At 67.6% G+C, this 12,153-nt stretch carries 10 protein-coding genes; 3 read left to right on the forward strand and 7 right to left on the reverse strand.

What is annotated here, in order from left to right; translation table 11 throughout:
* Positions 1-21: 21 nt before the first annotated feature.
* Positions 22-2,562: a hypothetical protein gene (locus tag VGK32_23265; GenBank protein ID HEY3384692.1), complete on the reverse strand. Its 2,541-nt coding sequence runs from the start codon at positions 2,560-2,562 to the stop codon at positions 22-24.
* 302 nt (positions 2,563-2,864) lie between these two features.
* Here VGK32_23265 and VGK32_23270 point away from each other — a divergent pair, with 302 nt between their 5' ends.
* A complete protein-coding gene (locus VGK32_23270) occupies positions 2,865-3,809 on the forward strand; it encodes a PAS domain-containing protein (protein ID HEY3384693.1) in 945 nt (314 codons plus the stop codon).
* A gap of 19 nt (positions 3,810-3,828) precedes the next feature.
* On the opposite strand, the gene VGK32_23275 is transcribed toward VGK32_23270, so the two are convergent.
* The 5 genes from VGK32_23275 to VGK32_23295 form a co-directional block, all read right to left on the reverse strand.
* Positions 3,829-5,328, reverse strand: a complete 1,500-nt coding sequence (locus VGK32_23275) for an FGGY family carbohydrate kinase (GenBank protein HEY3384694.1) — start codon at positions 5,326-5,328, stop codon at positions 3,829-3,831.
* Between the two features lie 11 nt (positions 5,329-5,339).
* Positions 5,340-5,768 carry an Rrf2 family transcriptional regulator gene (locus VGK32_23280; GenBank protein ID HEY3384695.1) on the reverse strand — a complete coding sequence of 143 codons (429 nt, stop codon included), beginning with the start codon at positions 5,766-5,768 and terminating at the stop codon, positions 5,340-5,342.
* A gap of 75 nt (positions 5,769-5,843) precedes the next feature.
* Positions 5,844-6,461 (reverse strand): hemolysin III family protein, encoded by a 618-nt coding sequence (locus VGK32_23285; protein HEY3384696.1) that lies wholly within the window; start codon positions 6,459-6,461, stop codon positions 5,844-5,846.
* 120 nt (positions 6,462-6,581) lie between these two features.
* The gene (locus VGK32_23290) at positions 6,582-7,136 is read right to left on the reverse strand and encodes a manganese efflux pump MntP family protein (protein ID HEY3384697.1); all 555 of its coding nucleotides are present in this window, start codon (positions 7,134-7,136) and stop codon (positions 6,582-6,584) included.
* Between the two features lie 49 nt (positions 7,137-7,185).
* On the reverse strand, positions 7,186-8,547 hold the full coding sequence (locus VGK32_23295) for an amino acid permease (GenBank protein ID HEY3384698.1): 1,362 nt from the start codon (positions 8,545-8,547) through the stop codon (positions 7,186-7,188).
* 33 nt (positions 8,548-8,580) lie between these two features.
* Here VGK32_23295 and VGK32_23300 point away from each other — a divergent pair, with 33 nt between their 5' ends.
* Positions 8,581-9,969, forward strand: a complete 1,389-nt coding sequence (locus VGK32_23300; protein HEY3384699.1) for a dipeptidase — start codon at positions 8,581-8,583, stop codon at positions 9,967-9,969.
* Positions 9,970-10,005: 36 nt separating this feature from the next.
* Here the strand turns inward: VGK32_23300 and VGK32_23305 are convergent, their stop codons facing one another.
* Positions 10,006-10,914 carry an AEC family transporter gene (locus VGK32_23305; GenBank protein HEY3384700.1) on the reverse strand — a complete coding sequence of 303 codons (909 nt, stop codon included), beginning with the start codon at positions 10,912-10,914 and terminating at the stop codon, positions 10,006-10,008.
* A 234-nt stretch (positions 10,915-11,148) separates the two neighbouring features.
* Between VGK32_23305 and VGK32_23310 the strand changes: the two genes are divergently transcribed.
* Positions 11,149-12,042 (forward strand): hypothetical protein, encoded by an 894-nt coding sequence (locus tag VGK32_23310; GenBank protein ID HEY3384701.1) that lies wholly within the window; start codon positions 11,149-11,151, stop codon positions 12,040-12,042.
* The last annotated feature ends 111 nt before the right edge of the window (positions 12,043-12,153 follow it).

Genomic DNA, 12,153 nt, shown 5'->3' on the forward strand with positions numbered 1-12,153 from the left:
GAGATGACCTCCGTCTGGCAATCAAAAGTCGAACCGCAGACCCAGCCGGAAGGCGCGCGGCGGCTCGACAGCCGTCGTCGCGCGGTAGTCGCGCGTGACGGTCGGGTCCTCCTCGACCTCCTTGCCGGTGTTGAGGATGTTGAACACCTCGACGACGAGCGCGAGCCGCCGCGACCCGAAGCGCAATCCCTTCTCGACGCGGGCGTCCACCGTTCCGACGAAGGTGAACCGCGTCTGTCCGCGGGTGTGGCCCTGGATGGCCTCCGGTCCCTGGTTCAGATTCGGGACGATCACCATCCGCGCGAACTGCTGGCCGTCCTGATACCGGGCGATGGCGCCGACGTAGAGATCGTGCGCGAACATCCCCCCGGCCGACCACTTGACGACGTAGCCGCGATCGAAGAACAGGCGGCCCCGATCATAGGTGAGCGCGTTGGGATTCTCGAACGCCTCGCCCAGGACGCCCACGTCGTTCTCGGTGACGAGGAATCCACGGTTCCCACCGTACCCGTCCGATCGATGCGCGCTGCCGCCGAACATCATGTGCCACCGGCCGTCGAACAGCCGCTCGACGGCCAGATCGATGCCGACGTACCGTCCCGTGGCGTCGGGGCCGTTCGTCAGCAGATAGCGATCACGCCCGAAGCTGGCCGGGTTTCGGTTGTAGACCTGGAGATACCGGTCGTCGGCCGGGTTCACGAAGTCGTTGCCGCGATCCCAGAGCTGGATGATCGCGTAGTCGGAGGCAGTAACGCCGACGTTCACCGGCGCGACCAGATCACGGGCGCGGCGATCGATCGCGCTCAGACGTCCCAGCCAGTGCCGGCCGAACTTCGCCTGGAAGCCGAAAGCAATTTCGTCGCTCACGGGGGCGCGCAAGTCGGGATCGATCGACGACAGGCCGCCACCCGGTCCGATGACCGACACCAGGGGACCCGTCTCACTGCTCTGCGCGATGCGATCGCGGTTGGTGTCGTTCCACCGGTACACCTGCGCGCTCAGGCCAGCCGGGTCTCCGTACGCCAGGTAGTTGAGCGGCAGTCGATCGCGGTGCGCGGCGTAGCCGAAGAACGCCGAGACCCTGCCGCTGTCGGTGAACTGGTACCGGAGCGCGACGCGCGGCAGGATCGTGTTCCAGGCGATCGACGCGCCGGTCGATGTACCCGAAAGGCTTGCGCGCGTCGATTCGATGCGGGCTGCGGCATTGAGATTGAGTCGCGAACCGAGCGCCAGCCGGCTGTCCACCCAGGCCGCCAGGTCGGTGCTTTCCCGCGGCGTCGAGCCGCCGAACGAGTACCGCCAGATGCGCGCGGGAAGCCCGTCGACCAGTTCACCGATGACGGCCGGGGTCACCGAATCGGTGATGGACGACTGGCGGCTCAGCGAGACCCCGACGTTGACGCGGTGCCGCCCGGACGGGCCGCCAGGAATCCATTGAAAGCGCAGTGCCCCGTCGATCCGGGCGTGCGTCTCCTTGTCGGCCCCCATCAACTGAGGCACCGGACCGTCCTTCAGGCGTTCCACCGTGGCGACGGTCGGGACTCCGAGCGTGCCATCCGGTCCGCTATACACGCCACGCTGATAGCCAATCACGGCGCTGATGGTCGAGGCGCCGGCCTGCAGCCGCTCCCACACGCCGTGCAGGTGCCAGTAGCGCTCGCTGCCGCTGACACTCCGATCCGCAAATCGCACCCGGCCATCGAACGGGTGGCGCGCCCCGTCCAGGCTCGCGACGATCCGAAGCTGGCTGTCGGCGGACGGGGTGAACACACCGTGCATGAACAGCGACGTGGCACGGCTGTGAAGTTCGGCGGGATCGTTCCGCTCGAACCGGCTCGTCGTGGCCGTCCGCGCCGACATCAGCAGGCCGAGACGACCAGGGACGACAGGCCCGGCAATCAGCAGACTGCCATCGGCGGCCGACCCGAACTTCGCGATCGACGGCGCCGTCGGAAGCGAGTTCTCACCTTGGAGGGCATGCGGCAGGAGGGAGGCCTGAACCGTTGCTCGCCACGAGTCGGAGGGGCGCCGGGCAAAGAGCCTCACGACCGGACCCGAGCCGGACGCCTCTGCGGGCAGGAACACGGAGGACACGCTGACGGCCTGCAGCACCTCGAGTTCCGGCCGCAGCAGCGGCGTGCCCGTGCGATCCGGATCGGTGAGATCGAGACCGTCCATCGAGAAGCCGACCTGCGTCCACGAACTACCCCAACTGCCCAGCCGCGGGGTTTCGCCGAGGTAGAGGCCACCGTTCTGGATGCGATCCACCACCACCATCGCGTCGGCGGTTTCAATCAGCGACCAGATCGTCCGCGAGGTCGGGAGATCGTGCAGCGCTTCGGATCCGAAGAAACTGCCGTATACCGGCCGGGATGGCAGGACGTCGTTCTCGGGTGTTGCGGGCGACCCGCCCTTCGCCGCCTGGCTGGCCGGCGTCGCCGGCTTCGGCGGAGGCGCCGTTGGACCCGACTGTGCACCGACCGCTGTCGTCACACAGGCGAGGGCGATGATCACGAGGAACGCGCAGAGTGGCAGCCGTGTCGCCACGGGAGTGCTGGTCAAAACGGTATCCTTTCGAGAGGACGCCACGCCGCCACCTCGGCCTTGCAGCCGTGACCGGGACAGGGCGGCCCTGTTGGGTTGCCTTCGCCGTTCAATCGAGGACGGGAACCTGCAAATGGAGGCATTCTACAGGAGAGCGCGGTGCCGTAGAAGCGGGTATGACCTGCATCATATGGCGATCCGGTTCAGATGCGGCAGACTGTCGGGTGTCGCGTCGCGCGAGTGCCTCGTCCTGGTTGGACCACCGCGGGCCGGCGGCGCTTCAGCGTTGTCCCGGTTCCCTGCTCACCGAGGAGAGACCGATGCCGGAATCCTGGTCGGACCTGTTGATGAACGACCACCAGACCACTGAGAAGGTCTTCGATGCCGTCGAGCGTGCGCTCACCGCCGACCGCCCGTCGCCCGCCACGCTCCGCGACGCGGCCCGCTACTTCCAGGAGTACGTCGATGGGTGCCACAACAAGAAGGAAGAAGACCACCTCTTTCCACTGATCGAGCAGCGAGGGATCCCGCGTCATGGCGGCCCGCTCGCGGTCATGCTATCGGAGCACGATCAGAATCGGTCGCTGCTGCCGAGGTTTGTCGCTCTCGTGGACGAATACCTGACCGGCAACGCCGCGGTGATCGACGAACTCCGCGCGGTGTTCGCCCAGTACGCCGAGTTGCTCAAGGGCCATTTCTGGAAGGAGAACGACATCCTCTACCCCATGGCGCGCCGGGTGATGAGCAACGCCGATGCGGAGGCGGTGGTCGCCGGGATCGCAGCCACGGAAGCGTCGGTGGGACCCGACACCCGCGCCAAGTACTACGCGCTGGCCGATCGGATCATCAATGAGGGCGGGATCGAGGACCTCTCGTTCGGCGTCGAGCGCGACGTGCTGGCGGCGATCCTGAACACGTTGCCGGTCGAACTCTCCTTCGTGGATCGTGACGACCGCGTGCGCTACTTCAGCCACGAGAACGGCACCAAGATCTTCCCTCGTACCCGAGGCGCGATCGGCACAGCGGTGCAGAATTGTCATCCGCAGAAGAGCGTGCATCTGGTGAACCGGATCCTGGCCGACTTCAAGGCGGGCACCCGGCAGGTCGCGGAGTTCTGGATCGAGATGGGCGGCCGGATGATTCACATCCGCTACGTCCCCGTCCGGAACCCCGGGGGTGAGTACCTCGGCACGCTCGAGGTGGTCCAGGACGTAACCGGGATCCGGGCGCTGACGGGGCAGCGGCGGCTCCTCGATGAAGCGTGATCGGTGCGCGTGCGACGTACTACGCGCCAAGGACGTGCTGGCGGAGAGCGGTGAGCCAGCGGTCGTAGGCTTCACGGTAACGGGCGCGGGTCGTGCTGTCGGGCTCGATCCGCGCGCAGGCGGTCAGACCGATGGCGGCATCGGCAGGCGTCGCGTACACGCCCACACCGACACCCGCACCGCGCGCGGCACCCTGCGCGCCATCGGTGTCGATGAGTTCCACGGCCGCCCCCGACGTGTCGGCAAAGGCCCGCGCGAACAACGGGCTGAGGAACAGGTTCGACCGGCCTGCACGGACCGCCCGCACGTCCACACCCATCTCACGCATGATGTCGATGCCGTAGTTCAGGGCGAACACGATGCCCTCCTGCGCCGCGCGGCAGACGTGCGCCAGATCGTGGCGCGCGAACGAAAGGCCGAACAGCGACGCACCGGGGTCGCGGTTGCCCAGTGTTCGCTCGGCTCCGTTGCCGAACGGCAGCATCGTCAGCCCATCCGAACCCACCGGCGCCGTCTCCGCAAGTCGGTTCATTTCGTCGTAGGAGAGGTTCCGGCCGAGCGTCCGGTTCAGCCAGCTGTTCAGTGACCCGGTGCCGTTCACGCACAGCAGGACGCCGTAGCGCGGCACGGCCGGCGTGTGATTCACGTGGAGGAACGTGTTGACTCGCGACGCACTGTCCCATCGCGCCTCGCAGCCTACGCCGTACACCACACCGGATGTGCCCGCCGTCGCGGCCACTTCTCCAGGTTCGAGGACGTTCAGTGAGAACGCGTTGTTGGGCTGGTCGCCGGCGCGGTAGGAGACGGGTATCCCGGGGCGCAGTCCCAGTGCCGCGGCGGCGGCGGCCGTCAGTTCACCTTGCACGCCGAACGTCGGCACCTGACGGCAGATCAGCGACGGGTCGAGACCGAGCGCCTCGAGCACATCGGACGAGACGGTCTGGTCGAGAAAGTCCCACAGCACACCCTCGGACAACCCCGACGGCGTCGTGGTGGCCTCGCCCGTCAGCCGCATGGCGAGGTAGTCGCCCGGGAGCATGGCCTTGTGGATCGCGGCGTAGGTGGCCGGCTCGTGCTCCTTGACCCATGCGAGCTTCGAGGCGGTGAAGTTGCCGGGCGAGTTCAGCAGCCGCGCGAGGCAACTGAGCGGCCCGATGGTCGCGAATGCCCGCTCCCCGATGCCCACCGCGCGCCCGTCGCACCAGATGATCGCGGGCCGCAGCACCCGCAGGTGGCGATCGACGACGACCAGGCCGTGCATCTGGTACGAGATGCCGATGGCCGAAACGATGCCGGGTGGGGCGTTGGCCTCCTGCAACGCGAGGCGCGCGGCGCGGACGGCGTGGCTCCACCAGTGCTCGGGATCCTGTTCGGCCCAACCCGGCTGCGGCGCGCGGATCGTCATCTCGCGTTCCGGTGCCGCTGCGCGCGCCACGAGCGTCCCACTCGCGGCATCGATCAGCGCCGCCTTGATGAAGGAACTCCCGATGTCGAGGCCGAGGAGCCAGGGGCCGTTCATCGGACTGGCGCTCAGGAGGCGCCGGCCTTCTCTCGCTCGTGGGCGTTCGCCACGAGTCTGTCGAGCGTGGCGTCCGAGAGGAGCGCGTGCATGTGCCGCTCCACTTCGCGCCAGACTGGATGCGCTGGGCACGTCGGGCTGCGGTGGCAGCCGCCCGACAGCAGGCAGACGTTCAGTTCCGGCACACCTTCGAGCGCGCGCAGAATGTCGAGCAGGGACGATCGGCGGCCGCGCTCGACGATCTCGAAGCCGCCATGCTTGCCGCGACGCGACGCGACGAGGCCGGCCCGGACCAGCCGCTGGAGGACCTTCGACAGGAAGGCCGGCGACACTTCAGCAGCGGCGGCCAGATCGGTCAGACTGGCACGCGCGCTGTTCTCGTCGCTGGCGAGGTGGATCATGACCCGGACGCCGTAGTCTGCTGCACGAGTGAGCTGCATAGAACTGCCTTGCCGAAGAGAGGCGACTAGGAATCGGACTGCCGGTGAGTCGGCAGCCGTGGCGTGCGGCGGGCGTTACGCGATGAAGGCCAACACGACCACGTAATGCGCAATACTACCTGCGAGCACGAACAGATGCCAAATGCCGTGAAAGACCGGCAGGCGTTTGTCGAAGGCGTAGAAGGCGATGCCCCCTGTGTAGCAGACGCCTCCCCCGACGAGCCAGGCGAGGCCGGCCGGCCCGAGGCCCGCCACCAGGGGCCTGAACGCCAGGATCCCCAGCCAGCCCATCGCCACATAGATCACGACCGAGAGCACGCGCTCACCCTTCACGTGCCGGAACTCCTGCGCGGCGCCGACGATCGCCAGTGCCCACACCGCGCACAGCAGCCACCAGCCGAGCTGACCGCGCAGCACCACGAGCGTGACCGGGGTATACGTGCCCGCGATGAGCAGATAGATGGCGGTATGGTCCAGTTGGCGGAAGATGCGCTTCGGCGTCCCCTTCAGGCTGTGGTAGAGCGTCGAGAAGGTATACAGCGCGACCAGCGTTGCGCCGTAGATGCTGAAGCTCACGAGCTTCCGTGCGTCACCGGCCCGGCTGGCCTGCACGACCAGCAGAACCAGGCCGACGACCGCCAGGCTGGCTCCGACCAGGTGCGTGATGCTGTTGAATCGTTCTCCTCTATACACGACACGCCATTCTACCGCCAGCCGCATCCAGTCGAACGTTCGGTGGCGGCGGGCCTCCGCGCCCGCCCGCCACGGACGGGACGCCCAGCCACTCACATCACTGTGCCCATGCCGCTCCCCTCACAGCGTGTGCTGCGCCATGATGCGCAGGCCGATCACGATGAGCGTCACGCCGCCGGCAATCTCCATTCGGCGGCCGAACGCCCGCCCCAGCCGGCTGCCGACGAGGATCCCAAGCAGGGACAGGCCGGCGGTCACGCAGCCGATGATGAGGCTGGCGTACCAGATCCCGCTGCCGAGCATGGCCAGCGTGAGGCCGATGGCCAGCGCATCGATGCTGGTGGCGACCGACAGCACCATGAGCCTCATGCCCCGACTCGGATCGCGTGGATCGACGTCCTCCCCGCCGAGAGCCTCGCGAATCATCCGTCCGCCGACCACGACGAGCAGCCCACACGCAATCCAGTGATCGACCGACCCGATGTACGGCGCGACCCGCGAGCCCAGCATCCACCCGCACACCGGCATCAGGAACTGGAACAGGCCGAAGTGGAACGAGAGTCGGAACGTGGCGCGGACTCCGCGGGCACGGTTGCTCGCTGCGACCCCGAGCGCGACCGCGAAGGCGTCCATCGAGAGGCCGACGGCGATGACGAGGATTTCCCAAAGAGACATGGCAGATCGCGGGGCCGAAGGTCCGCGCCCCATCCGGCAGGGCGAACCTTCAGGCCCGCCGGCCCTGGCCCTTCTGCCAGTAGAGGTATGCCGGGACACCCGCCGCGATGATGCCCAGGCCGGCCAGCGCGTTCAGCGGCTGCGTGATCAGCGTACTGATGGAAATATACAGCGCCGCCAGGATGAACACCACCGGGGTGACCGGATAGCCCCACGTGCGGTACGGCCGTGGCAGATCCGGACGCGTGCGGCGCAGAACCATCACAGCCCCGACGGTCAGACCAAAGAAGATCCACTGGCCGAAAATGACGTAAGTGGCGAGTTGCTCGAACGTCCCGGTGGCGCTCAGCACCGCCGCCCACGCGCCGGTGGCGAGGATCGACACGTGCGGCGTGAGCAACTTCGGGTGCAGATCGGCGAACCTCTTGAAGAAGAGGCCATCGCGGGCCATCGCAAAGAACACCCGCGGCGCGGTCAGCACGTTGCCGTTCGCGGCGCCGGTAATCGAGAAGAGGATCACGGCGGCGATGATCGTCGCGCCGATCGGCCCGATGGCCACGTTCATCACGTCAGCCGCGATGCGCGTGGACTTCGCGATCTGGCCCGCGGGGAACACGTAGAGGTACGCCAGGTTGGTGGAGATGTACAGCGCGACGGCAGTCGTCGTCCCGATCAGGAGCCCGAGCGGCATGTTCCGCTCGGGACGCTTGATCTCGCCGCTGCTGAAGCTCACCGCCTCCCAGCCCTTGTACGCCCAGAGCGACAGCACCAACGCGGCCCCGAAATTCCCCACCAGGCCGCCGGAGAGCCCGCCGGGGGCAGGTTCGACGAAGTTGATCGTGTTCCCGCTGGCGAACGAGAAGACGACCACCGACACCGCGACGATCGCGCCGAACTTGATGAACATCAGCAGGTTCTGAAGCGCGGCCCCGTAGCGCACGCCGAGGATGTTCACGGCGACCAGGAACGCGATGAGCGCCAGCGCGACCATCTTCGACGCGAAGGGCGAGAGCGGGATGAAGTACGGCAGGTAGCGCGTCGAGAACGCCACCGACAGCGTCGCTATCGCGCCCGAGTCGATCACGAGGAACAGCGTCCACCCGAAGAGGAACGCCAGCGGCCGGCCGTAGCCCTCGCGCAGATAGACGTACATGCCACCGGCCTGCGGGAACGCCGCCCCGAGCTCGGCAAAGGCCAGCGCGCCGAAGAAGCTCAGCACGCCGCCGACGATCCAGACGGCGAGGATCAACTGGGGCGACTGCACGAGCTCGGCGATTCTGTTTGGCGCGACGAAGATGCCTGAGCCGATCACGGTGCCCACGAGAATCCCGATGACGGAGGTGAATCCGAGCACCCGCGGCAGTTCCCGTTGGGTGGAGTCGGCCGGAGCGTGCGCGGCAGACATGTGCATGGCGCATCAGGATAGCACGTATAATTCCGTGAAATGGCTCAGACACCGTACGCCTACCTCGAGTCGCACCGCGACGAAATCCTCGACGAACTGGTGGCGTTCACCTCGATCCCGAGCGTGAGCGCCGATCCTCATTACCGGCCCGACGTCGAGAAGGCCGCACGCTGGGTGGCCGATCGCCTGAAGCGCGCCGGGCTCGATCGTGTTCGGCTGTTCTCCACCGAGGACCACCCGGTCGTCTTCGGCGAGTGGGTCAAGGCGCCCGGCGCCCCCACGGTGCTCATCCACGGCCACTACGACGTTCAGCCGCCCGGTCCCGCAGAACGATGGGTCAGCGATCCCTTCCAGCCGACCATCCGCAAGGGGCGCCTCTACGGCCGTGGCGTCGCCGACGGCAAGGGTCCGCTCATCATTCCCATCAAGACCGTGGAAGCCTTCCTGACCGCCACCGGCCGCCTGCCGGTCAACGTCAGGTTCCTGATCGAAGGCGACGAGGAGGGCGGCCACTGGAATCTCGGCCCCTTCATCCGCGAGCACGCGGAGATGCTGCGCGCGGATTTCGTGTTGTCCACCGATGGCGCCATGTGGCGGCACGACGAACCGTCGCTGACGGTCGGCTGCCGCGGCTTCTTGGGACTCGAACTGGCGATCCTCTCTGGGAGCAAGGACCTGCACTCCGGGCGTCACGGCGGCTGCGTCGCCAACGCCGCAGTCGCGTTGGCGCGGCTCATCGCCAGCCTGCACGACGACAACGGCCGCGTCGCGGTGGCGGGGTTCTACGACGATGTCGTCGAACTGTCGGCCGACGAACGCCAGGCGATCGCCGCCATCCCGTTCGACGAGGCCCGGTACCTGCGCGAGAACGGATCGCCCGCACTCTGCGGCGAAGCGGGCTACAGCCTGCTCGAACGGCAGTGGACGCGTCCTGCGCTCGACGTGAACGGCATGTGGGGAGGCTATCTCGGGCAGGGCGGCCAGACGGTCATTCCCGCCGATGCGCACGCGAAGATCAGCTGCCGTCTCGTGCCGAACCAGGACCCGCAGGCAATCGCGCGCCTCGTCGAGCGCCACCTGGAGGCGCGCCTGCTCCCCGGCGTACGCGTGCAGTTCGGCGAGGTGGCCGGCGGGCTGCCGTACCGCGTCCCGCCCGATCACGTCGGCCTCCGCGTGGCCGCAGAGGTTCTCGAGCAGGTGTACCGCAAGCCGCCCGTCACCGTGCGCATGGGCGCGACCGTGGCGGTGTGCGAGGTGTTCCGGCAGGACCTGGGCCTCGAAACGGTGTTCTTCTCGTTCGCGACCGCAGACGATGACTACCATGCGCCGAACGAGTTCTTCCGCCTGAACCGGCTGTACGAAGGCCTCGAAGCCTGGACCCGTTACTTCGAGCGCCTCGCGGCGGCCCGCAAGAAGGACCGACAGTGATCGCTCCTCCATCGGTCGGCGCCCGCGCGAGACGTCCTACTTCACCCACGCAATCAGCAACGTCACCGTGATCGGGCTGACAAGGGTCGAGAGCAGCACGCACGCGGTGACGAACGACGGAGCCACGTCGAACTCGAGCGCCAGGATCGTGGTCAGCACGGCGCTTGGCATGCCGGCCTGCACCAACGCGGCCTGACGCGCCACTCCGGTCAGGCCGAGCACCCATGCCGCCCCCATCGCAATCAGCGGCGTGACCACCAGCGACAGCGTGACGGCCAGCGCAACCAGGCCGGGACGCTCCGGCCGGGTCCCGCGTTCGAACTGCATCCCGAGCACGAGGATCATCACGGGCAGCGCCGCGCCGCTCAGGAGTTCGATCGGCCGCATGACGACCGGCGGCAGCCGAACACCCAGCAGCAGCGCGAGCCCCGCGGCCACGACGCCCCATACGGCCGGCACGCGCAGCACGTTCGCGAGCGCCTGTCCCACACTTCGCCGCCCCGCCGACGCCAGGAAGACGCCGAGCGTGTAGGTGGCGACGGCATTGGCGACGAAGTAGACCGTCGCGTGGGCGAGCCCTTCCTTGCCGAACGCGAACAGCGTCACGGGCAGGCCATAGTTGCCGCTGTTGGAGAACATCACGACGAGCAGGAACGCGCTGGTCATCGCCCGATCCAGCCTGAACGGCTGCACCACCACGCGGGCGATGAGCCCGACACCGACGACGGCCACCCAGGCGAGCCCGGTCATCCGCGCGAAGTCACCGGCGCTCAGCGGCGTGGTGACGAGCAGGTGGAAGACCAGGCACGGTGAGAGCACATTGAACGTGACGCGAGACAGCGTCCGGACGTCGGCGTGCAGCACGCGCGCCAGCACGAAGCCGACGGCGGCGACGATGAAGATTGGCAGAACGTCGTTGGTGAAGATGGACAACAACAGGGTCACAACCGCCGGATTCTGACACAAGACGCTGGCAAACGGGGGAAACGGGCTCGGGACCATCTTCCACTGGCGATGACAGATTTGTAAGATGGTTCGCGGTCGGCGAGAATACCCGTCTTTGCCCGAGTACCCTCCGGCTCAGTGGTGTTGACCACCGTCTCGCGCAGGGAACGCCCGTTCCATGGCAGGGCGCGAAGCATGGTCAGCACATGTGAGCTGAGGGTTTAGAATCCAGCCATGCGTTCACGCTCCATCGACGCGATTGCCCTCCTCGCGCTTGCCGTCCTCATGGTCGGGGCTGTCGCCAGCGCCGAGCCGCAGTCCGCCGGCGACTCGTGGCCGCTGCCGGCATCGGACGTTCTCGAGATGACCTTCGCGTCCCTCGACCGCGCGTCCCCGTGGACTCCCCTCTGGTTCAGGACCGGAACCCGGTTTGCTGCGATGACCTCCGACGCACGGACGACCGGCGTGGACGGGGCGTCTGACTTGGGATGCGCCTTCCAACCGCAGCCATGGATCGTGGTTGAACTGAACCTCGAGATGACGACGGGCGAGGAATGGGGCGGCGGAGCCGACCTGACATTCTCCATCGTCGACCAGCAACACAACCGCCTGAGCCGCACGACCGATGTGTTCGTTGCGCGGTGGAAACCGGCCGCGTTCGTCGCCTTTGCGACGCCGACTCTGAAGGCTGGCGCGTACCGCGTCGAGATCCAGGGACGTGCGCGCAAGGGCGGCAGGATCGAGGTGCCGCCTGTCCCGGTCACGATGCCCGAGTGCGCGGACGCCCAGGCGCTGGGCTTTGGCACGGCGGTTCTGTGGCGAGCGCCCTCCACGAAGTCGGGGCCGACACCGACCGCCAACGCGCAGTACCGTGCGGGCACCGTCGTGCGCGTCGAGGTCACGATGGGCAGCCAGTTCGAGCACGTCGCCGAACGCCTCCTCCTGCGAGGCGCCGCCGCACCCGTGGAACACGCCATGTCGCGGCCCGTGCCGGCGCCACGCGGCACGCACATCGTTGAGCTCGACACGAAAGACCTGCGGCCAGGTGACTACGCGATCGAGTTCATGAGCCAGCAGCAGGGGACCCGCTACATCACGCTCGTCGCATTCCGCCTGCTGGCGAAGTGACCCGACGGCCTGCGCCCCCGGGACGGCCACGAGGCACACGGGGATCGCCGAGGAGGCACCCGGTCCCATCCGGACACAGTGTCGCGCACGGCTGAAGCTCCAGATCCATGT

This window comes from Vicinamibacterales bacterium (assembly GCA_036504215.1).
In the GTDB taxonomy this organism is placed as follows: domain Bacteria; phylum Acidobacteriota; class Vicinamibacteria; order Vicinamibacterales; family Fen-181; genus FEN-299.

Coding starts and splice junctions, on each gene's coding strand:
- VGK32_23290 (HEY3384697.1), bottom strand. CDS start 7,136: ATGTCTCTTTGGGAAATCCTCGTCATCGCCGTCGGCCTCTCGATGGAC.
- VGK32_23275 (HEY3384694.1), bottom strand. CDS start 5,328: ATGAACGGCCCCTGGCTCCTCGGCCTCGACATCGGGAGTTCCTTCATC.
- VGK32_23310 (HEY3384701.1), top strand. CDS start 11,149: ATGCGTTCACGCTCCATCGACGCGATTGCCCTCCTCGCGCTTGCCGTC.
- VGK32_23300 (HEY3384699.1), top strand. CDS start 8,581: ATGGCTCAGACACCGTACGCCTACCTCGAGTCGCACCGCGACGAAATC.
- VGK32_23295 (HEY3384698.1), bottom strand. CDS start 8,547: ATGCACATGTCTGCCGCGCACGCTCCGGCCGACTCCACCCAACGGGAA.
- VGK32_23280 (HEY3384695.1), bottom strand. CDS start 5,768: ATGCAGCTCACTCGTGCAGCAGACTACGGCGTCCGGGTCATGATCCAC.
- VGK32_23270 (HEY3384693.1), top strand. CDS start 2,865: ATGCCGGAATCCTGGTCGGACCTGTTGATGAACGACCACCAGACCACT.